Annotated in this window: 28 protein-coding genes; 10 read left to right on the forward strand and 18 right to left on the reverse strand. The window is 31.7% G+C overall.

Annotated elements, in window-relative coordinates; all coding sequences use genetic code 11:
- Positions 1–35 precede the first annotated feature (35 nt).
- The 9 genes from IUY40_RS16310 to IUY40_RS16350 form a co-directional block, all read right to left on the reverse strand.
- Positions 36–407, reverse strand: coding sequence for a DNA topoisomerase IV (locus IUY40_RS16310; protein WP_195737925.1), 372 nt, complete (start codon positions 405–407; stop codon positions 36–38).
- A gap of 138 nt (positions 408–545) precedes the next feature.
- Positions 546–1,124: a DUF1572 family protein gene (locus tag IUY40_RS16315; RefSeq protein WP_195737926.1), complete on the reverse strand. Its 579-nt coding sequence runs from the start codon at positions 1,122–1,124 to the stop codon at positions 546–548.
- Positions 1,125–1,126: 2 nt separating this feature from the next.
- Positions 1,127–1,699, reverse strand: coding sequence for a pentapeptide repeat-containing protein (locus tag IUY40_RS16320; protein WP_195737927.1), 573 nt, complete (start codon positions 1,697–1,699; stop codon positions 1,127–1,129).
- Positions 1,687–1,950: a type II toxin-antitoxin system RelE/ParE family toxin gene (locus IUY40_RS19540; protein ID WP_317190938.1), complete on the reverse strand. Its 264-nt coding sequence runs from the start codon at positions 1,948–1,950 to the stop codon at positions 1,687–1,689. Before IUY40_RS19540 ends, IUY40_RS16320 begins: the two co-directional genes overlap by 13 nt.
- 35 nt (positions 1,951–1,985) lie before the next feature.
- Positions 1,986–2,216, reverse strand: coding sequence for a hypothetical protein (locus IUY40_RS16330; protein WP_195737928.1), 231 nt, complete (start codon positions 2,214–2,216; stop codon positions 1,986–1,988).
- Between the two features lie 27 nt (positions 2,217–2,243).
- Positions 2,244–2,465, reverse strand: a complete 222-nt coding sequence (locus IUY40_RS16335; protein WP_195737929.1) for a DUF6095 family protein — start codon at positions 2,463–2,465, stop codon at positions 2,244–2,246.
- Between the two features lie 46 nt (positions 2,466–2,511).
- Positions 2,512–3,324, reverse strand: a complete 813-nt coding sequence (murQ, locus tag IUY40_RS16340; protein WP_195737930.1) for an N-acetylmuramic acid 6-phosphate etherase — start codon at positions 3,322–3,324, stop codon at positions 2,512–2,514.
- A gap of 249 nt (positions 3,325–3,573) precedes the next feature.
- Positions 3,574–4,242, reverse strand: a complete 669-nt coding sequence (locus IUY40_RS16345; RefSeq protein ID WP_195737931.1) for a ZIP family metal transporter — start codon at positions 4,240–4,242, stop codon at positions 3,574–3,576.
- Positions 4,243–4,273: 31 nt separating this feature from the next.
- A complete protein-coding gene (locus IUY40_RS16350) occupies positions 4,274–5,038 on the reverse strand; it encodes a class I SAM-dependent methyltransferase (protein WP_195737932.1) in 765 nt (254 codons plus the stop codon).
- 163 nt (positions 5,039–5,201) lie between these two features.
- Here IUY40_RS16350 and IUY40_RS16355 point away from each other — a divergent pair, with 163 nt between their 5' ends.
- Complete coding sequence (locus IUY40_RS16355) at positions 5,202–6,365, forward strand: THUMP domain-containing protein (RefSeq protein ID WP_195737933.1); 1,164 nt, start codon at positions 5,202–5,204, stop codon at positions 6,363–6,365.
- Between the two features lie 89 nt (positions 6,366–6,454).
- A complete protein-coding gene (locus tag IUY40_RS16360; RefSeq protein ID WP_195737934.1) occupies positions 6,455–6,691 on the forward strand; it encodes a hypothetical protein in 237 nt (78 codons plus the stop codon).
- A gap of 60 nt (positions 6,692–6,751) precedes the next feature.
- Here the strand turns inward: IUY40_RS16360 and IUY40_RS16365 are convergent, their stop codons facing one another.
- The 3 genes from IUY40_RS16365 to rlmD are packed head-to-tail and all read right to left on the reverse strand — an operon-like array spanning position 6,752 to position 9,536.
- Positions 6,752–7,567 (reverse strand): DUF6048 family protein, encoded by an 816-nt coding sequence (locus IUY40_RS16365; RefSeq protein ID WP_195737935.1) that lies wholly within the window; start codon positions 7,565–7,567, stop codon positions 6,752–6,754.
- Positions 7,539–8,078 (reverse strand): DUF6452 family protein, encoded by a 540-nt coding sequence (locus tag IUY40_RS16370; RefSeq protein ID WP_195737936.1) that lies wholly within the window; start codon positions 8,076–8,078, stop codon positions 7,539–7,541. The genes IUY40_RS16365 and IUY40_RS16370 overlap by 29 nt, the downstream gene beginning before the upstream one ends.
- Before the next feature lie 45 nt (positions 8,079–8,123).
- Positions 8,124–9,536, reverse strand: coding sequence for a 23S rRNA (uracil(1939)-C(5))-methyltransferase RlmD (gene rlmD / locus IUY40_RS16375; protein ID WP_195737937.1), 1,413 nt, complete (start codon positions 9,534–9,536; stop codon positions 8,124–8,126).
- A 193-nt stretch (positions 9,537–9,729) separates the two neighbouring features.
- Here rlmD and IUY40_RS16380 point away from each other — a divergent pair, with 193 nt between their 5' ends.
- A complete protein-coding gene (locus IUY40_RS16380) occupies positions 9,730–10,767 on the forward strand; it encodes a HAMP domain-containing sensor histidine kinase (protein ID WP_229335603.1) in 1,038 nt (345 codons plus the stop codon).
- A gap of 145 nt (positions 10,768–10,912) precedes the next feature.
- Here IUY40_RS16380 and cysM read toward each other — a convergent pair whose 3' ends face one another.
- Entirely contained in the window at positions 10,913–11,800 is an 888-nt protein-coding gene (cysM, locus tag IUY40_RS16385; protein WP_195737939.1) for a cysteine synthase CysM, read from the reverse strand.
- A gap of 1 nt (position 11,801) precedes the next feature.
- The gene (gene epsC / locus IUY40_RS16390) at positions 11,802–12,593 is read right to left on the reverse strand and encodes a serine O-acetyltransferase EpsC (protein WP_195737940.1); all 792 of its coding nucleotides are present in this window, start codon (positions 12,591–12,593) and stop codon (positions 11,802–11,804) included.
- 190 nt (positions 12,594–12,783) lie between these two features.
- On the opposite strand from epsC, the gene IUY40_RS16395 reads away from it, so the two are divergent.
- On the forward strand, positions 12,784–13,485 hold the full coding sequence (locus IUY40_RS16395) for a DUF1003 domain-containing protein (RefSeq protein ID WP_195737941.1): 702 nt from the start codon (positions 12,784–12,786) through the stop codon (positions 13,483–13,485).
- A gap of 22 nt (positions 13,486–13,507) precedes the next feature.
- Here the strand turns inward: IUY40_RS16395 and IUY40_RS16400 are convergent, their stop codons facing one another.
- Positions 13,508–13,789: a DUF2752 domain-containing protein gene (locus tag IUY40_RS16400; protein WP_195737942.1), complete on the reverse strand. Its 282-nt coding sequence runs from the start codon at positions 13,787–13,789 to the stop codon at positions 13,508–13,510.
- A 106-nt stretch (positions 13,790–13,895) separates the two neighbouring features.
- Between IUY40_RS16400 and IUY40_RS16405 the strand changes: the two genes are divergently transcribed.
- Both IUY40_RS16405 and IUY40_RS16410 read left to right on the forward strand, forming a co-directional pair.
- Positions 13,896–14,081, forward strand: a complete 186-nt coding sequence (locus IUY40_RS16405) for a hypothetical protein (RefSeq protein ID WP_195737943.1) — start codon at positions 13,896–13,898, stop codon at positions 14,079–14,081.
- Positions 14,071–14,622, forward strand: coding sequence for a Smr/MutS family protein (locus IUY40_RS16410; protein ID WP_195737944.1), 552 nt, complete (start codon positions 14,071–14,073; stop codon positions 14,620–14,622). The genes IUY40_RS16405 and IUY40_RS16410 overlap by 11 nt, the downstream gene beginning before the upstream one ends.
- Positions 14,623–14,806: 184 nt before the next feature.
- Here IUY40_RS16410 and IUY40_RS16415 read toward each other — a convergent pair whose 3' ends face one another.
- Complete coding sequence (locus tag IUY40_RS16415) at positions 14,807–15,799, reverse strand: hypothetical protein (protein ID WP_195737945.1); 993 nt, start codon at positions 15,797–15,799, stop codon at positions 14,807–14,809.
- Positions 15,800–15,885: 86 nt separating this feature from the next.
- Here IUY40_RS16415 and IUY40_RS16420 point away from each other — a divergent pair, with 86 nt between their 5' ends.
- Positions 15,886–17,016 carry a cysteine desulfurase family protein gene (locus IUY40_RS16420; protein ID WP_195737946.1) on the forward strand — a complete coding sequence of 377 codons (1,131 nt, stop codon included), beginning with the start codon at positions 15,886–15,888 and terminating at the stop codon, positions 17,014–17,016.
- A gap of 28 nt (positions 17,017–17,044) precedes the next feature.
- Here the strand turns inward: IUY40_RS16420 and IUY40_RS16425 are convergent, their stop codons facing one another.
- Both IUY40_RS16425 and IUY40_RS16430 read right to left on the reverse strand, forming a co-directional pair.
- The gene (locus tag IUY40_RS16425) at positions 17,045–17,617 is read right to left on the reverse strand and encodes an L-threonylcarbamoyladenylate synthase (RefSeq protein ID WP_195737947.1); all 573 of its coding nucleotides are present in this window, start codon (positions 17,615–17,617) and stop codon (positions 17,045–17,047) included.
- Positions 17,618–17,671: 54 nt separating this feature from the next.
- A complete protein-coding gene (locus IUY40_RS16430; RefSeq protein WP_195737948.1) occupies positions 17,672–18,748 on the reverse strand; it encodes a DegT/DnrJ/EryC1/StrS family aminotransferase in 1,077 nt (358 codons plus the stop codon).
- Positions 18,749–19,004: 256 nt separating this feature from the next.
- Here IUY40_RS16430 and IUY40_RS16435 point away from each other — a divergent pair, with 256 nt between their 5' ends.
- The 3 genes from IUY40_RS16435 to IUY40_RS16445 are packed head-to-tail and all read left to right on the forward strand — an operon-like array spanning position 19,005 to position 21,036.
- Entirely contained in the window at positions 19,005–19,235 is a 231-nt protein-coding gene (locus tag IUY40_RS16435) for an acyl carrier protein (protein ID WP_195737949.1), read from the forward strand.
- 5 nt (positions 19,236–19,240) lie between these two features.
- Entirely contained in the window at positions 19,241–20,296 is a 1,056-nt protein-coding gene (locus IUY40_RS16440; RefSeq protein WP_195737950.1) for a ketoacyl-ACP synthase III, read from the forward strand.
- Positions 20,297–20,298: 2 nt separating this feature from the next.
- Complete coding sequence (locus IUY40_RS16445; RefSeq protein WP_195737951.1) at positions 20,299–21,036, forward strand: SDR family oxidoreductase; 738 nt, start codon at positions 20,299–20,301, stop codon at positions 21,034–21,036.
- Position 21,037: the final 1 nt, after the last annotated feature.

The raw sequence follows: 21,037 nt of genomic DNA on the forward strand, positions 1-21,037 counted from the left end.
GGGTGTTAATTAGGGGGTGAAATTAGGGATAAAAATTAATCTATTCGAACAACAGTTCCACGTTGTTTTTGGTTAGAACCAATCATTCCGAATTCAAAAGTATAAGAATTTTGGGTTGTACTTAAAATTTTCATTCCAATTGCTTTCTCTTCGGCTTTATTTTTAGGATGTTTCTTTTGTAGAACATATTCGCAATCGCTTACCCAACGAATAGTTGCAGTGTCGGTTTTACCTTCATACGTTTCTATTTCAATATCATTTTTTCTTTCAAAAATGGTAGTTTTTTTTACTCCATCAACTTCGAATTCAAACTTAAATTTTCCAGTTTTAAAATCCTTGCAATTGTGTTCGGCATTGTAACAAGATGCGATAATAAGTAATAAAGGGAGTACTAGTAATTTTTTCATGATAAATGATTTGTTTAATTTTTTTTGGAGCTTTTTCCTGCTTTTCACTAGAATCTTTTTATTTTTTAAAGAAAAAAATAAAAAGGATTTTCGCTTCAATCAGGGCTACTCTGAGCAGACAGAAAGGAATAGAGTGTTTTATTTCAATTTCTTAAGTTCTTCGTCTGCAAAGTTCTTGATTTCTTTTTCTTGTGCAAATTTTACAGCATTATAATTATTAGATTCTTTTCTTGGGATTGATAGACTTTGCCAGCTACTATTTTTTAATTGTTTGGCATAAAATACAATCTGACCCACGTGATAAGGATAATGTGCTAATTGTCTGTTGATGGCTTCAATAACAGTATGGCCTTCGTTTCTAATATATATAATGTCTGAGAGTTGGTTGGGCTGTAAGCTATTTAAAGCATCAAAAAGGCATTTCCAGCCTTTTTCCCAAGTAACCATTACTTCATCTTTAGATTGTTGAATGTCATTTTCAAATTCGGCATCCCGATTGCGCCATTCTTTTTCACCATCGGTTGTAAGAAAATCAGTCCAACGCGAAAGCATATTACCTGAGATGTGTTTTACTATAGTAGCAATACTATTTGTATCTTCATTTATAGCAATAAAAAGCTGTTCGGGTTCAAGTTGGGCGATAGCTTTTTCACCTAAGGTTTTATAATATAAAAACTGTTTTTTTATACTTTCTAAATACGATTCGGATGTATTCATAGTTATACAATTTTAATGTCATATTTATCCAAAAGTCCCAAAACACCTTCGGTTGAGAATTGTGCTTTTTTCATGGGATTAAACTCTGGGTCAATTTTAAAATTATAAGCAGTTTTAAAATTAACACTAGCCAATTGTGTTTCGTTAAAAATTGCTCCTTCCAGATTGCAGTTGTCAAAAACCGAACTAGTTAAGTTGGTACCAATGAAAGTAGTTTCTTTCATCGAACAATTTATAAATTTTGTTTTTGGCATTTTTTTATTCGAAAATGAAGCGTAGTCTAAAGCAGATTCTTCAAAATAGACCTGAAATAAAAAGTCCTCACATTCATTAAATACAATCCCGAGGAGTTTGCAGTTCTTAAAGGTTACGTTTTTTAAGCTTGTTCCTTTTAAACTAGTCATGGATAAATTACAATCTATAAACTCACAATCTAAAAAAGTATTGTAGGCAAAATTACTGTTTGAGAAATCGCAATTTTTGAATACGCAATCTTCAAATTCGCGATTGTTTATTTTCTTATCAATATAGATAACCTTATCGAATGTTTTTTGAATATGAATTAGACTTTCCATGAATGTTTTTTGGATTTTCGAGCATTATGTCTTACCCGAAGAATTTGGATTGTGTGATTGTTGATTTGGTTTGAAATACTATAATCATAGATGCTATAAACTCTAAAGCTACCATCGTTATTGGTTTTTTGTTTGTCGAGTTTGAAAATTTTAGGTTGCATTTTTAGTATTTCAGTACTTTCGAAAATAGTATTTATTACTTTATCAGCAATATCGATTGATTTGCTTTCGAAAAAAATATAAAAATGAATGTTTTCTAATTATTTTAAAGCGTTGTTGGACCAAATTATTTTCGCCCCCATTTTTTTGCTATTTTCTTGGCTTCATTTTCAGAATAAAAGGCACCTTTTTTTATATCTTCTAAAGCATTTTCTATGTCTATGTTATAGACTACATCAGAATCAACAGTTGGATTATTGATAGATTGTAAAAGATTTTTTAGTTTTTCAACAAAAGTTGGGTCTTTTACTTTATCAATTTCTTGATGAATCCAATTTATTTCGGCTTGAATATTCATAATTAAGTATTTTAGTAAAGATACAAATTAGTCGTTAAACAGACCTCTCATAATTGTTTTTAGTCCATAAAAGATTAAATACATTCCTGCCAAACAGGCAATAATGCCAATAGCAAGAACCAAGTAATGCCAAACGTTTTGCTTGTTCATAAACGCATTGTATATTACCGAAGGACCAATAAATAATAGTGGTAAAGAACCCGATAAATATTTAACTCCTTTTCCTATTAACTCTTTGTTTGTTCCCATATTTTTTAATTTTCAGTTTCATGTTTTACAAAATACATGTCACTTTTTAGATGTTATAATTCTCTATCGCTTTTCGTACACTTCCATAAGTATGCAATAGTTCAGCTGCTTGCTCGTATGAAACTGGAATTTCACCCATAATCATTTTAACACCGCGGTCAACTAATTTACTATTGCTTAATTGCATATCGACCATTTTGTTTCCTTTTACTTTTCCGAGTTGTATCATGGTTGCTGTCGAAATCATATTAAGCACTAATTTTTGTGCAGTTCCAGCTTTCATTCTGGAGCTTCCTGTAACAAATTCAGGACCTACAACTACTTCTATTGGGAATTGTGCAGTTTGCGAAAGCGGACTTTCGGCATTACATGTTATGCATCCCGTAATAATATTATTTTCATTGCAACGCTCTAACCCTCCAATTACGTAAGGAGTAGTTCCTGAGGCTGCAATACCTATTACAACATCATTTTTGGTAATGTTATGTGCTTGTAGGTCGATCCATGCTTGTTTAGCATCGTCTTCGGCATTTTCTACGGCTTGGCGAATAGCTTTGTCTCCACCTGCAATGATTCCATTTACTAAATCGAATGGAACACCAAACGTAGGAGGGCATTCTGAGGCGTCTACAATCGCTAAACGACCTGATGTTCCTGCTCCTATATAAAATAATCGTCCGCCCAGTTTCAGTTTGGTTACAATTTGTGCTACTAAAGCTTCTATTTGTGGAATTGCTTTTTCTACTGCAAAAGGAACTGTTTTGTCTTCCTGATTAATATTGGTCAGTAAGTCATGTACAGACATTTTTTCTAGATGTTCGTATTTTGAGGACTGCTCTGTAATTTTTGTAAAAGTCATTTTATTTTTTGAGTTTCTAAGTTACAAAGCATCAAAGTTACAAAGTTTTTCCTACTAAGTGATAAACAATTCATGTGAAATAGAGCTAATTAGTTAAAATATTTAGAAAGGAAAAATAGAATATTTATTGTGTGATAAATGATTTTTTTAATTTTTAAGTTGCGTGAGGGATTGAGGCGGTATCCTTTTTTTTAAGGAACGAAAAAAAAAGATATAGCCAAAAGCCCGACCCAGAGGGGCACGCCCAAATTATATAAAATAAGCCAATGCAATTCCGAAAATAATCATTGAAATTTTAGCGATATTAAACTTGTGTCCTTCGCTGCTTTCAAAAATTATAGTCGATGATATATGGAATAATATTCCGATTACAATTGCTGTAATTTCAGTATAATAATCATTTAAAAACGGTAAATATTCTGATGCTATTGTTCCTAGCGGAGTCATGATTGCAAATGTAATCATAAATGCAAAGATGGCTTTTTTGTTAAGCTGTGCATTAATAAAAAAGGTCGTAAGGATAATTGCAATTGGTAAGTGATGTATAGCAATACCAATGGCAATATCGTGGTGGTGGCTCACAGGGAATCCTTCAAGGAAAGCGTGTATGCATAAACTAATGAAAAGTAACCACGGAATTTGAGATATTTTTGCATGACCATGCACATGCCCGTGTTCCGCTCCTTTGGAGAAAAACTCAAGTATGATTTGGAATAAAATTCCAAGCATTATAAACAATCCAATATTATGGTTGTGCGATTCGTAAACTTCCGGTAATAAATGCATTACTGTAAGCGATAGCAAAAATGATCCGCTAAATGCTAATAACAGTTTAAGATTGGTTTTGTCTTTTGGTTTTAGAACCAATGCGATAATGTATCCTAATAATACAGAAAGTAAGGGTAATAGATAATTCATTTAGTTTAATTAAATAAAAAGTGCTTGTCAATTACTTAAAAATCATGATTAATCGTTCGCTATCGGTTTTGTGAAACTTTTTTAATTTATAATCACCAAATGTATCTAAAAGGAAAATCCCTGCTTGTTCCATTAGCTCTTCAAAATCTTTTAGAGTTAAGGCTTTTACTTTTTCGGTAAAATGAAATTTCTTGCCTTGGTCTTCAAAATCTATTTCTTTAAAAATGTGTCCATCTTCTAAGTATCGCTTTATATGAAAATCAATACCATCTACTGTTTTTACTTCTTCAGGAACTAGTGTCTCTAATACTTGTATTACGTTCATAAAGTCGATTACGGCAAAACCATATTCGCTTAAGCTTGCTTTTATCGCTTTTAATGTGGTAAGATTATCATCATCATTCTCAAAGTAACCAAAGCTGGTAAATAAATTAAAAATAGCATCAAATTTTTCTTCAAAGGGCTCACGCATATCGTGCACTTTAAAATGCAGTGTTTCATTACTGTTTTTACTTGCTTCTGTAATACTATTTTCGGATAGGTCAGCACCAAGAACATTAAAACCTAATTGGTTTAAATAAATTGAATGGCGTCCTTTTCCGCAAGCTAAATCAAGTACTTTGGCTTTTTCGGGTAGATTAAGATAGTGCGTAAGATTATCCATGAAAATTTGCGCTTCTCTATAATTTCTATCCTTATATAATATATGATAGTAAGGTGTATCGAACCAAGATGTGAACCAGTTTTCGGATGGTTGATTTGGATTTGTTACAGATGGGTGATGTGCTTCAGACATTTATTCTTTTTCAATTAATTCAAGTCCCGCAAATTTAGTGTATTTTTGCTGAAAAATAACTATTTCGCAAGTGATACACGAAGAATGTCGCTGTGTATAATTGAAATTTTTTATTACAGATTGATTTTTGTTTAAATAGGTCTGTTTTAATTTAAATATAAAAATGGAAGATAATTTTAAAATGGTAGCCAAAACCTTTTTTGGCTTTGAAGAAATTTTAGCAAAAGAATTGCAATTGCTAGGAGCACAAGATGTTGAGCAAGGAGTGAGAATGGTAAGTTTTAAGGGGGATAAAGGGTTTATGTATAAGGCTAACTTGTCATTGCGTACGGCATTAAAAGTGCTAAAACCAATTTACTTTTTTAGAGCTAATAACGAGCAAACTCTATATAAAGGTATTTCGGGTGTAAACTGGTCTAAACTTATAAGTGCTAATCAGACTTTTGTGATTGATGCAACAGTACATTCAGAATATTTTAATCACTCAGAGTTTGTTTCTCAAAAGTGTAAAGATGCTATTGTGGATCAGTTTAGAGAGCGTACGGGACAGCGTCCTAGTATTGATAAAGCGCATCCAGACTTAAGAATAAATGTGCATATTGATAAAGATCAAGTTTCGGTTGCTTTAGACACTTCAGGTAATTCATTGCATCAACGCGGATATAGAACGGCTACAAATATAGCTCCTATAAATGAAGTATTGGCTGCAGGAATTTTGTTGTTATCTGGATGGGAAGGTCAGGGGCATTTTTTGGATCCTATGTGTGGTTCTGGAACTTTTCTTGCTGAAGCTGCTATGATTGCATGTAATATTCCAGCAAATATTAATAGAAAAGAGTTTGCTTTTGAAAAATGGAATGACTGGGATAATGATTTGTTTGATCAAATTGTAAGTAGTTTGATGAAAAAAACCAAAGAGTTTCATTATACTATAAAAGGTTTTGATAAAGCACCAAGTGCAGTAAGCAAAGCAAAAGATAATATTAAGAATGCAAACCTAGAAGATTATATCTCTATCGAAGAGAATAATTTTTTTGATACTGAAAAAACTACCCAAGGAACGTTGCATATGGTATTTAATCCACCATATGATGAGCGTTTGGATATTCATATGGAAGAGTTCTATAAAAATATTGGTGACACATTAAAGAAAAATTATCCAGGAACTAATGCTTGGTTCATTACTGCAAATCTCGAAGCCTTAAAGTATGTTGGGCTTAAACCGTCTAGAAAGATCAAGCTTTTTAATGCAAGTTTAGAAGCAAGATTAGTAAAATACGAAATGTACGAAGGAAGTAAGAGAACAAAGTTTCAAGTAACAGAATAATAATTTTAAGGCGCTAAGTGCTAAGATATTAATTTCCTGAGATTAGCTCAGAATCTTATAGCCTCAGAACCTTATTAACTTAAAAAAGGATGACAAAATTACAAGTAAGAGCATTTTTATATCAGCTAGGCTGTTTTGCTATATTATTTATTTTAGCGCGATTTTTGGTGGGAAAATATACAGAATTAACTGGCTTTTGGATTCCTATGACAGCATTTGTTGCTGGAACTCTTTTATCTCCAAAATTTCAGGCAGCTAAGACTAAAGATGGTGAGAAACTTTTTATGAAATGGATTTTCATGAAAGGAATTAAAGAAATAGGGTAGTGCTAAATTATATTTTACAATTTGGTTATTTACTTATGATAACCAAATTGTAAGATTATATTATTTTTTTGTTTCAGCTCCTGGGATTACTACTTTTTTCTTGTAAATTGGAATGAAATAAGAAACGGTATAGTTGAAACCAATTCCAAAATTACCGTCATAGGTTCTGTTGAATCCTGGAATATAAAGATTGTCGAAGTTGTCAGGTTTTTTATTTGTAACCAATGTTTTTAACTGCACACTGAATCCTACAAATACGTTATTAAAAACTTTAGCTTTTACCCCAGCATTTACTTCTAACCAACTAGCTGATAGACCACTAAATTTTTCGCCAGAAACTTCAGGCGGAAGTTCTCCCCAGTACGGATCTGAATTGTATATTTTATAATTATTTAGTTCTTGACTAAATGTACTAAAACCATAACGGAGACCCACTGATATAATATTTTCCATATCTAGCCAGTTTTCATACAAATTGTAATCGAATCCTATTTTTAGATAAGTACCTTTAGTGGTTGTGTTTAGTCTGTCATCGTCGGTAGTTTTATTTTCAGTACCTATTTCGCCAGCCAGATAATATTTTTTTGTTAATCGATAATCACCTGTGAATTCTACTCCTTTATAATCGGAATCATAAAAACCTCGGGTTAATTTATATAAATCAACGCCAAAACGTACTCCATAACGATCTGTTTTTGCGGGTATACTATCTTGCTTAACTTCCTGTGTTACCACTTTTTTAGGAGTTGGTTTTACAGATTCCGTTTCTGTTTTATTTGTTATTGTAGTTTTGTTTGCTGTTATTTCTTGGGCTTGAACCGTAAATAAAGAGAACATAAGGCAAAAGCTAAAAATATACTTTGATGTGTGTTTCATTTTCAAATTCAATGTTAGGTTCTTGTACATAAACAGCTTGCATCCAAAATCCTTCAAGATTATTTGAATCAGTTAGGACAAATGGAGAGTTTTGGTCTAAAACAAATGTGGTTTTGTAACCACATGCTCTTGATACAAAAGTATTTATATGCGTATAGTTAAATTTTATGACATCCTCATTTACTAAAGCTGGGTTTGGGTCATTGTAATTTAATATAAAACGATAGGTAGTACTTTCGGCATTTGTTTTAAGCGGAATAGAAATTTTGTTTCCATTAGTAATATATTTATCCGACTCAACAAGAGCATTCTCATTAAAGATAATACCTTCTGTCATTTTTTCTCCAATTACCTTTAAGTTTGTTACATTCTTAGGGGTTGAATTAGTACGATCAAAAAAGGAAATTACCAATCGAGGTGTTGTTGGTGTATTGGGGTCACAAATATCATCTTTCTCACATCCTGAAAAAGTGAATGCCATTACGATTATTATAAAAAGTATTTTTTTCATTTACTGTTTGTGATTTATACTTCACACATTTTTATTCAATAAAACTTATCGCAGTTCCAAAAGCACAACATTTTCTACGTGATGTGTCTGTGGAAACATATCTACCGGGCGTACACGTGTTACTTTGTATTTCTCGTCCATTAATGCTAGATCACGAGCTTGTGTAGCTGAGTTACAACTTACATAAACAACCTTTTGAGGTGCTATTTTCATAATTTGTTCAATTACATCTTTGTGCATTCCGTCGCGAGGTGGGTCGGTGATAATAACATCTGGTTTACCATGTGTAGCAATAAAACTTTCGTTAAATACCACTTTCATGTCTCCAACAAAAAACTCACAATTGGTAATGTTATTACGCTCAGCATTTGCTTTAGCATCTATAATTGCTTCAGGAACACTTTCTACGCCAATTACTTTCTTTGCTTTTTTAGAAACAAATTGTGCTATAGTTCCAGTCCCTGTATAAAGGTCATAAACCGTTTCGTTACCAGAAAGACCTGCGAAATCTCTTGTTATTTTGTATAACTCATATGCTTGATCTGAATTGGTTTGGTAAAATGATTTTGCGTTTATGCTGAATTTTAAACCTTCCATTTCTTCCAAAATATAATTTCTACCTTTATATAGTTTTACATCCTGATCGTAAATTGTATCGTTAGCTTTTCCGTTTACAACATATTGTAATGATGTTATTTCTGGAAATTTATCATAAAGATGATCCAAAAGTAATTCTCTGTTGGCTTTGTCTTCTTCAAAAAACTGAATCAATACCATGATTTCTCCAGTCGAAGCAGTACGGATCATAAATGTTCTTAATAAACCAGAATGTTCTCTTGGATTAAAGAAGGCTAAGTTATGTTCATTAGCAAAAGCTCTGATTTCGTTTCTAATTGCATTTGATGGATCTTCTTGTAAATGACATTTATTAATGTCCAGAATTTTGTCCCACATTTTAGGAATATGAAAACCTAATGCATTGCGATTTCCCAAATCTTCGGTACTGTCTATTTCTTTTTCGGTTAACCAACGGCTATTCGAAAATGAAAATTCCATTTTGTTTCTGTAGAAAAACTGTTTTTCAGAACCTAAAATGTTTTCAAATTCAGGAAGTTCAATTTTACCTATGCGTTGTAAGTGATTCTTAACTTCATTTTGTTTGTAATACAACTGTTGGCTGTATTTCATGTTTTGCCATTTGCAACCTCCACAAACACCAAAATGTTCACAAATTGGTTCTATGCGATGTTCTGATAGTTCATGAAATTTTACTGCTTTTCCTTCATAATACGCTTTGCGTTTTTTGAAAGTTTGCACATCTACCACATCTCCCGGAACTACGTTCGGGATAAAGATTACTTTTCCGTCGGGAGCTTTTGCTACCGATACGCCTTTTGCTCCAGCATCAAGGACTTGTATTTGATGAAAGACAACTTTGTCTGTATTTTTTCTTCCCATAGCGCAAAAATAAGGGTTTGTAAACTTTTATAAATTTAAAAATGGAAATATTTTATCAAATTCTTTTATTTAACATTTTTTTTGTGTTTAAAAGTTAACTTTGTTTTTATCTAGATACCCAAATTCTACGGCTTAATCAGGAACTTATACTATTTTTATGAAGTTGTATCACATGTTGTCAAAGATTAGTTTTTTGAAGAAAAGCTATGCGTTTAAATTTCTTTTTATTGCTTTTATAGGTATTCATATTCCCTTAATCGGGATTTTGTTTTTTGTGCTTTATAGTAATCATTCCATTTCAGTCAATTCTATTTTGTTTTTTTCATTAGTAATGACTTTATTTGCTACAGTTGTTACATTGGTGATTATTAATCAATTAATAAGGCCAATTGTTATAGCATCAAAAGCATTGAATGAATACAGAACTAATCGAAAACTGTCTGTTTTACCATCTCAGTATGAGGATGAAGCAGGATTATTGATGCGTAATATTCAGGAATCTATTGATGAAGCAGAAAGTTTTATCAATGAGAAACAAGATTTAATTTATATGATTTCTCATGATTTGAGAAATTTTGCTGGAAATCCTCAATCATTAGCAAAATTAATTATAGAAGAAAATCCATCGGATTCAGTTAAGAACATGGCGGAATTAATCTGCGAATCAACAGATTTACAGTTTCGATATATTGAAAATTTCATTAAATTACTTAAACAACAAGATGAAATTGCTAAATCGAACTCAATAGCAAAAACAATTCAGATAGCACCAATTCTTCCTGCTATAAATGAGCAAGTGTCTCAGCTTTTAGTTCAAAAGAACATTAAGTTAGTTTCGGATATTACTGTTGGTGAAGCTGTGCTTAAAATTGATCCAGAATTGCTAATTCAGGTTCTTGTGAATTTGATTAGTAATGCAATTAAATTTTCTTACGCAGGAAGTGAAATTTTACTCAAAATTTTTAAAGACAATGAAAAAATAGTTTTTATCGTTTCGGATAAAGGAATTGGATTTGATCAAACTCAAATTGATGAGATGTTTAAAAAGTTTACTAAAATGGGTAAATTAGGAACTGCCAACGAAACCTCTACAGGAATTGGACTGTATTTATGCAAAAAGATTATTGATAAAAATGGAGGTAAATTAAGCGCAACGAGTCTTGGTAGAAACAAAGGAGCAACTTTTACTATTGTTTTTTCTTTTAAAGATTTTGATAAATTAAGTTTCTAAGATTTTAAATGTGAAAAACTAAAAAAAATAGCTTCTTTGTTTAAGCTGCAAAGCTTTAGAGAAACAAAGTTGTAAATGTTTTTTTTACAGCAAGCTTTTAAAACCTTAGTACTTCAGAATCTTTGCAACTTTGAGCCTTTTTCTCTTAATCAAATAGATCAGAAGATAAATAACGATCCCCACGATCGCAAATTATAGCTACAATTACTCCCGATTCTATTTGATTAGCAATTTTTAAAGCCACAGCTACAGAGCCTCCGCTACTCATTCCTGCAAAAATGCCTTCTTCCAGAGCTAATCGTTTAGTCATTTCACGAGCTTCTTGTTCGCTTACATCTACAACTGTGTCTACTTTTTTTGCATCAAATATTTTTGGCAAATATTCTTTTGGCCATTTTCTTATTCCAGGTATTTGTGAACCATCGCTAGGTTGCGCCCCTATTATTTGAATATCGGTATTTTTTTCTTTAAGGTAAGTAGATGTACCAATAATGGTTCCTGTGGTTCCCATTGCTGAAACAAAATGAGTTATTTTTCCATCAGTATCATTCCATATTTCTGGTCCTGTAGTTTTGTAATGAGCTTTCCAGTTGTCTTCGTTAGCAAATTGATTCAGCATGATATAACCGCCTTCGGCAACTTTTCTATCAGCATAATCTCTCGAGCCAATTATTCCCTCGCTAGCAGGCGTTAAAATAACTGTGGCGCCATAAGCACGCATAGTTTGTACTCGTTCTTTGGTGGAGTCTTCAGGAAGAATTAATTCGATATTGATCCCCATCAATTGTGCAATCATTGCCAAAGCTATTCCTGTATTACCGCTTGTGGGTTCAATAAGTTTATCGCCTTTTTTGATATCGCCTCTCTCCAGAGCCGAAAAAATCATATTATATGCAGCTCTATCTTTTACGCTGCCACCAGGGTTGTTTCCTTCAAGTTTTAATAAAAGTTTTACATTTTTGTTTTTTACTAAATTCACTGTCTCCATTAAGGGAGTGTTTCCTATCAGGTTTACTAATGTATGAGTCTTCATGTTATTTTTTTTCTTTTACTTTAACTTCTGTTGTGGTAGTATTGGTTACAATTGACTTTTCTGGAATTGACTTAGTAATCCATGCATTTCCTCCAATAATACTGTCTTTGCCAATAATCGTTTCGCCTCCCAAAATTGTAGCGTTGGCATAGATGCAGACATTTTCTTCAACGGTAGGATGTCTTTTTGCATTTTTCATTTCTTTGGTAATGCTTAACGCACCTAAAGTTACTCCTTGGTATATTTTTACGTGTTTTTTTATTACAGTTGTTTCTCCAATTACAATTCCTGTTGCATGATCGATAAAAAATGGTGAGGCTATTGTTGCACCTGCATGAATATCCGTTCCTGTAATTCGATGTGCATATTCGCTCATTAATCTTGAAAGGAGTAATAGGTCTAATTTGTATAATTCATGGCTTAATCGATATATAGCGATGGCATAAAAGCCAGGGTAAGCGAGGTATACTTCTTCTAGGCTATTTGAGGCAGGATCATTTTCTAAAATGTATGTTGCATCCTGAATTAGTTTTTCTAAAACAATAGGTAGTTTTTCCAGAAATTGCTCCCAAATTGATTCACATGTTTTTTCTGGCTTTTTACAGGCTATTATAGCTATTTCTTTAAAAAAAATTTCGAGTTCATTGATGCTTTTGTCTAAAGGAGCATTAGAATCGAATAAAGTATAAAATAGCTTTTCTGTGAAATCTTCTGTTTTGGTTTTGATTCCATAGTTTATAGAAGAGTGACTCTTTAAAGCATTTATGTTCTGGATAATCATATTTTTTGTCACAATTATTTAATTAAATTGTTAGTTTGAAATGCTAAAAGTAATGTGTTTTTTATAAATAGAAGTAGTAATTAGTTAAAGAAATTTAATCATTAACATTCTATTTACAATAATTAAAAATATTTAATCACCTTAAAAGTATCTGTTATAAAATGATTTAAAAGAGTAAATTAGCTTATATAAAATTATTAAAATGAAAACAAACGGAATGTTTAAAAGTGCTCTTTCTCATATTTCTTATCCTGAAAGTGAAAAAGTTTCAGGAAAATCTATTCAAAGTCCTATTTTGGCATTAATTGTTGCTGCGCATCCAAAATTCACGAGAGAAGATTATATTTCTATAAAGGAATTGAATTTGTTTCGTGAAAAATACATTTCGAATTATTTATCTTCAGAGCTAGGAGTGCTTTCTAGTCTTGAAAAAAATGTGATGGGATCGCTGACGGACGAAAAGTTATTAGTAAGTGCTGTTGAAGATGAAGTAGAGGTAAGGAGTTTTGGTCAAAAAGTAGCAGATAAAGTAGCAGATTTCGGTGGGAGCTGGACTTTTATTTTATTATTTATTACTTTCATAATACTTTGGATTTGCGTTAATATTTACATTTTGGTAAATAAAGGCTTTGATCCCTATCCGTTTATTTTACTTAATTTGATTTTGTCATGTGTTGCTGCTTTGCAGGCTCCCGTAATTATGATGAGTCAAAATCGTCAGGAAGAAAAAGATCGTGATAGAGCAAAAAAAGATTATATGATTAATCTAAAATCAGAATTAGAAATAAGAATGATGCACGAAAAATTAGATCATTTAATTATGCATCAACAACAAGAATTAATAGAAATTCAGAAAGTTCAAATCGAAATGATAAATGATATTTTGAATCAGATTAAGAAATAGATTTTCGGATATTTATGAAACATTAGTAATAGTGTTTGTATGCATAAGCCAATATCATAATTAGGCTATTAAGGATGCCAAAAAGCCAAAGTGGTTTTTTGTAATTTCGGCTTTTATCAAAAAAATATAACGCAAAAATTCCTAAAAATAAAAGGCTGGTATATAGTGCTGGGTACATTTCAAAGGCAGCTTTAAATTCACCTTTAAAAAGTAAGAATAAAGCACGTTGAAATCCACATCCCAAACACTCTATTCCAAAGAGAGTTTTGCTCAAACAGGGTAGCATATATTTTTCTAGATTCAAGAGATTTGTTTTTTTACAATTTTACGAAAAATAGTTCAATCTATTTCAAGAATAATTAAATGCTATTTTAAAGTTGATTACTTTTGGAATCTGATAATTTATAAAAATGAAAAAGTTAAGAATCCCAATAATGATAATTGCAATTTTGATTGCGTTATATGAACAGTCATGTACTGATAAAAATGTATACATTACAATTGTAGCGATTGTAGTTTTCATGATAGGGATGATGCAGTTAAGTGCAAAAACGCCAAGTAAAAACCAAGATAAAGAAGAACAAGATGCTGAATAAAGGTGATAAGGTTTCGGTGCTGGATGAAGCTATAAACGGAGTAGTGTTATCTGTTAAAAACAACGAGATTACTATAGAAACAGAAGATGGATTCGTGATGACGTTTTTTGTCAATGAGTTGATTAAAATGCAAGATACCAATGATTTAATGAACTCTATTAAAAGAATTAATTTAAATGAGGTTTCAAAAGAAAAAGAAGAGCCAAAAGCTAGGAGTTTTGTTAAAGAACGTAAGGATAAACGTGAAATTCCAGCTCCTGAATTTGATTTGCATATCGAGAAGTTAGTACCAAATAAACGCGGAATGTCTAATTATGATATTTTGACTTTACAGGCAGAAACGGCAAAACGGCATATTGAATTCGCTATCAGAAATCGCATTCCTAAAATTGTTTTTATTCACGGTGTTGGTGAGGGGATTTTAAAGGCAGAACTTGATTTTTTGTTAGGCCGTTATGATGGAGTTGATTTTCAAGATGCCAATTATCAGAAATATGGTTTAGGTGCAACCGAAGTTTATTTTAAGCAAAACACTAAATAAAGCATGTTTTAAAGTGTGAAATGAGTTAGGCATAAGCATAAAAAAAACGTCTGTTTTAAAAAGAATTTCATTAAGAAACTCATTTTTAGAACAGACGTTTTTGTAGGAAAATATTTTTTTAAATATTAAATAAAAACACTCAAAAAGAAAAGTGAAATATTCTTTTTGAGTGTTGAATTTTATTCTAATTTGAAGTTGTTATTATTGTTCCCAAGACAAAAGCATTACCTAAATTGAAATCATTATTTCCTTTTTGTAATGAGACATTTTTAAGAGTTATAGTGTGCACAAAGTTATTCCCATTTGTTGTTGTTGAGACTTCTATTATTCCACTCTCTTTTTCAGTAATTCCATTTATACCTGCCCATATTTGAGTTATTGCAGGAGTAGAGGGGGTACTAGTTTGACAGAAATAATCTGGAGATAAAGGAGAGGCAAATACGCGATAAAATACTTTATTTGTTGTGTCATTGATTAAGCCTGTTCTTGGTTGATTTAAAGGAGTTGATGCATTTGCAATCAAAGAAGGGTCGATATTATCAATAGTAAGTGCTGCAGTTTCATTAAAGTTATATATCTGTTTTGAAACTGTACATTGCTTTGCATTTGATGGAACGAAAGTTAATGGCATGTCTGTTATCGTAGCTACGTAATCTCCGAATGGAAAGCTTTCGTATGTTTGTGGTCCACTAGGTTTGTTAAATGTGATGTCTTTAAAAATAATACTATAAGTATATCCTTTTATTCTGGTGCTACCGTTGGCTTCATCTGGTGGAGTCTTATTGGCTCTTGTTATTATTTCTATTATTCCAGAGGTGGCTACCCATTCTTCTATTACATTAGGGGTTGCAGGTGGAATAACATCACACATATTGTTTAGAGTAACTTTACCATTATAAGCGCGATAAATAACACGATATTTAGTAAGGTCGATACTATATTTTTTTGGCACTAGAGGAGTACCTACAGAAGGTTCACCTGCAAAAACCTCTTTAGGAAGATAAAGCAATAATGATTCTTGTTCTTTTAGTTTAAAAATAAGACTGCTTGTAGAGTTGTTATCGGGACAAATGGAAGGTAGTATATCTTGAAATTCGATAGAGTCAACAGATATATCTCCATCGTCACAACCGTTTAATAGAAGGGCAAATAATGCTATGCTTATGATTTTTTTCATTATGTTTTTATTTGGGTCAAAAATAGTGAAAAAAATGATAATTGATATTTAAGAATAGACAATTGATATTTCATAACTTTGCCACAATGAAAAAAGTATATCTCGATAACGCCTCTACAACTGCCATACGACCAGAAGTCATTCAAGAAATGACTAAAGTAATGACAGAAGATTACGGAAATGCATCCTCTCCACATAGTTTTGGGCGAAATGCGAAGACAATTTTGGAACTTTCAAGGAAAAGTATTGCTAAACAGTTAAATTGTTCAGCACAAGAAATTATTTTTACTTCAGGAGGTACTGAAGCTAATAATTGGATACTCCGTTCAGCTGTAAAGGATTTAAAAATCGAACGTATAATAACGACTAGAATCGAGCATCATGCTGTTTTGCATACGGCTTTGGTCTTAGAATCAGAATATAATATTACAATTGATTATGTAAATATTAACTCTGATGGGTCAATTGATCTAACTCACTTGTCAAATTTATTATCAGAGGAGAAGAAAACACTGGTGAGCTTAATGCATGTTAATAATGAAACAGGTACGATATTAGATTTAGACAGAGTTAGTGTTATATGTAAGCAATATGATGTGTTGTTCCATTCAGATACAGTACAATCTGTAGGTAAAACTAAAATAGATTTACAAAGTAGTTCTTTGGATTTTATAGTTGCAAGTGCTCATAAATTTCATGGGCCCAAAGGAATTGGTTTTGCTTTTGTTCGAAAAAATTCAGGATTGCAGCCCTTACTTTTTGGTGGGGAACAAGAAAAAGGGCTGAGAGCAGGTACAGAGGCAGTACATCAAATTGCTGGAATGGCAAAAGCTTTGGCACTTTCATATGAAAACTTAGAGACTGAAGAAAAATATATTACAGAATTGAAAGCGTATTTGATTAATCGTTTAGAGATTGAATTTCCAGCTTTTAGAATTAATGGAAAGAGAGATGACTTTTATACAATTCTGAATGTAATACTGCCTTTTTCAGCAGATAAAACCGCGATGTTGCTGTTTGGTTTGGATATGAAAGGAATAGCAGTTTCTAGAGGAAGTGCTTGCCAATCGGGGAGCGTACGTCCATCTCATGTTTTAAAAGAAATGCTATCAGAAGCAGATCTAAAACTTCCGAATTTGCGAATTTCTTTAAGCCATTATAATACCAAAGAAGATATTGATTGGTTGATTGAAAGCTTGAAACTAATTGATAATTAACGATTGATAATTATCAATTAGTTCTAAATTATTTACGGATTACCTTTACTTGAGAATCACTTGTAAGTTTTATAATTGTTGATGGTTTTCCTGCTATTTTATCACGATATAAATTAACAACATAATCTACCCCTTTGATAATTTCAGGATTAATATCCTTGAAGGCTATAGGAGTGGGTTGTCCAGAAATATTTGCCGAGGTAGAAACTAAAGGTTTTTTCATTCGTTCTAAAAGCTTAAAGCAAAATGGTTCTTTTATTATTCTTATTCCCAAAGAATTATCTGGAGCAATAATATTTGGTGCCACATTTCGAGGTTTGTCTAAGATAATCGTAGTTGGTTTTTCGGATAAATCCAAAATTTGCCAAGCTACTTCAGGAATATCCTTGAATACGTTGTACATCATTTTTTCACCATTCATTAGGCAAATCATACTTTGTGTTTCGGCTCTTTGTTTGAGTTTGTATATTTTAGCAACAGCTTCTGGGTTTGTTGCATCGCATCCTATTCCCCAAACAGTATCGGTTGGGTAAAGTATTATTCCGCCATCTTTAATAACTTCGTATGCGTTTTGAATTTCTGTATTTATGTCTTGACTCATAAGTTTGATTTTAAATGAGAAATATTTTTTGATAATAACAGTATATAACTGATATTATGATGTTAGTTTGTTTATAATTTGAGTAATTTTTTCTAAATCTTCGCGAGTAAGTCCTACATAAAGCGGTAAACATACTATTCGGGATGCAATAGATTCTGATATAGGCATTACATCACCTTTTGTATAATTTATGGTGTTTAATGATGGATAAAAATAGCGTCTAGGAACTATATTTTCTTTTTGTAATTCTTCTTGAACCTTCAATAATGTAGTTTCAGAATCAAATAATAAAGGATAATAGCTATGATTCCAGTCTGTATTTTCTCTGATTTTTATGCTTTTTAAGTTGCTGAAATTTAGATTTTCATTGTAAAAATCAGTTACCTTTTTTCTTTCATAAATAATATGTTCCATGTATGGGAAAATTGCCAATCCCATAGCCGATTGCAATTCAGAAATTTTCGCATTTATTCCGAGGCCATGAAATTCAAGAGGACCATTATGACCAAAATTGTGACTGTAAAATAATCGATGGTGTATTTTATCATCATTACAGAACATTGCTCCGCCTTCTCCTGTATGGAATAATTTTGTAGCATGAAAACTACAAGTACTTACATCTCCAAAATTGAATATCGATTGGTTCTTGTATTTAACCCCAAAACAATGTGCAGCATCATAAATTACTTTTAGATCGTGTTTTTTTGCAATAGCTTCTATGGCGGTTACATGACATGGATTTCCGAAAACATGAGTTGCTAATATTGCAGTAGTTTTAGGAGTTATTGCAGCTTCAATCTTAGTTTCGTCTATAGTTAGATATTCAGGATGAATGTCTACAAAAATAGGTTTACAATTCTCCCACACAATTGCAGCCGAAGTAGCAACATATGAAAAAGGAGTTGTAATTATTTCGCCTCCTTTACCAAATAACTTTAATGCAATTTGTATCGGGATTGTACCGTTATTAGTGATTGTTAGGTTAGAAACACTAAGATAATCTTTAAGTTTTTGTTCTAGTTCTAATGTCAGTTCACCACGGTTTGTGAGCCAAGCTTTATCCCACGCACGTTTTACATAAGAATTGTATTCTTCTTGTGGAGGTAAAAAAGTTTTGGTAACAGGAATCATTTAATTATGGATTTAGTGAGTTTAATTAACCGTTAAGGGTAAACTATTGTTATATTTGCGGGGTAAAAATAGGAAAAGAAACCTGATTTTTTGGTATATGTGAGTATTATAAAAAGAAGAAGAAAAAATTTGAGTATCTGATTGTTTGAAAAACAAGATTTTAAGAATTGACTTCCTTTTGCCAAATGTGTGGTTTTTCTTTAGTTTTTATTGAAATTAATAAAATAATAAAACCCAAAATAAATTTAAGAATACTATGGAAATCAACACTTTTTTGCAAAATTTTGCAGATATTTTAGATGATACGGATGCAACATTAATAAAACAAGAAACTGTTTTTAGAGATTTACAAGAATGGGATTCATTAACGGCTTTATCATTAATTGCTATGGCAGATGAAGAGTATTCAGTAAAATTAACTGGAGATGATATTAAATCTTCAAATACATTAAACGATATCTTCGAAATAATAAAAAATAAAGGGTAAGTAAAATGGCTACTTTTTCAGTAAATAATATTGCAATAAAAGGTATTTCATGTTGCGTTCCCAAAAATAAGGAACGCAATATTGATTTAGAGATATTGTCACAGGAAGAAATTCAAAAATTCATTGCTGTAACAGGAGTGGAAGAACGACGTATAGCAACCAAAGAAATTTGTACTTCTGATTTGTGCTGTGAAGCTGCTGAAAAATTAATCAAAGATTTAAATTGGCAAAAAGAAGAAATAGAAATTTTAGTTTTTGTTTCTCAAACAGCCGATTATATTTTACCTGTTTCTGCAGCCATACTTCAGGACAGATTGGGATTGTCTACAAATTGTATAGCCTTTGATGTGCCATTAGGTTGCTCAGGTTATGTTTATGGTATGTCGATAATTGCTAGTATGATGAAAACTACTGGTATAAAAAAGGGATTATTACTTGCTGGAGATACAATAAGTAAAATTATTTCAAAAAATGATAAAAGTACATTACCCCTTTTTGGTGATGCCGGAAGCGTGACCGCTTTAGAATTGACAATAGATTCCTCAGAACTTATTTTTGATTTGGGGTCAGATGGATCAGGATATAAAACGATAATTATTCCTGATGGTGGATCTAGAAATAGAATAAATGAGGATTCGTTAAAAATTGAAAAAATAGAAGAGGGGATCAGCCGAAATTCCTGTGATTTGATTCTAGACGGTATGGATGTTTTTAGTTTTGGAATATCGCAAGGACCAAAAACAGTGAATAAACTTATCGAAAAGTTTGAAATAGATAAAGATAAAATAGATTATTTTATTTTTCATCAAGCAAATATGATGATGAATAAAATGATTTCGAAAAAAATGAAACTTCCTATAGAGAAAGTACCATACTCATTGAAAAAATTCGGGAATACTTCTTCGGCTACAATACCCTTGACTATTGTTTCTGAATTAAAAGAAGATATTTTGAATAAATCGACAAATTTAATTATGTGTGGGTTTGGAGTTGGATTATCATGGGGAACTATGTTTGCTAAAGATTGTAAAATAGATTGTCTGGATTTAATAGAAATATAGGAATGATTACATTAAAAGATAAAAATATATTGGTTACAGGAGCTTCGTCTGGAATCGGGAGACAAATTGCTATAATGGCTTCTGAATTAGGAGCTACAGTTACTGTTCTTGGAAGAAATATAGAAAGATTAAATGAAACAATTTCATTACTAACAGGGACAGGACATAAGATGTTTTCTGTTGATCTTTCGGTTTCTAGTGATATTGATCAATTAATTATTGAAAGTTTGCCTTATGATGGAGTAGTTTTTAATGCAGGTATAGTAGAATATTTGCCTGTTAAATTTTTAAATGACAATAAGATTAGTTCTGTTTTTGCTACAAATTTTGATAGTAATGTCATATTGAGCCAAAAATTAATCAAAAAAAAGTTGTTAAATAAAAAAGGGTCTCTTGTTTTTGTTTCTTCAATTTCTTCAAAACTAGGTGTTCCTGGTACAGCTATGTATGCAGCATCAAAAGCGGCGCTTTCTTCTTTTTCAAAAGTATTAGCTTCAGAATTAGCTCCTCAAGGGATAAGATCCAATAGTGTTTGTCCTGGGATAATCAGGACAGCTATGACTGAGCAAGCCAGCGATGTAGTTTCTCAAGAAGAATTAAAAAAGGCAGAGTCAGAATATCCATTAGGATATGGAGAGCCGTCAGATGTAGGAGGATTAATTATGTACTTATTAAGTGACATGAGTAAATGGATGACAGGTTCGGATTTAATTATTGATGGAGGTTTCACGCTGAAATAAA

This window comes from Flavobacterium sp. ALJ2 (assembly GCF_015594725.1).
In the GTDB taxonomy this organism is placed as follows: Bacteria; Bacteroidota; Bacteroidia; order Flavobacteriales; family Flavobacteriaceae; genus Flavobacterium.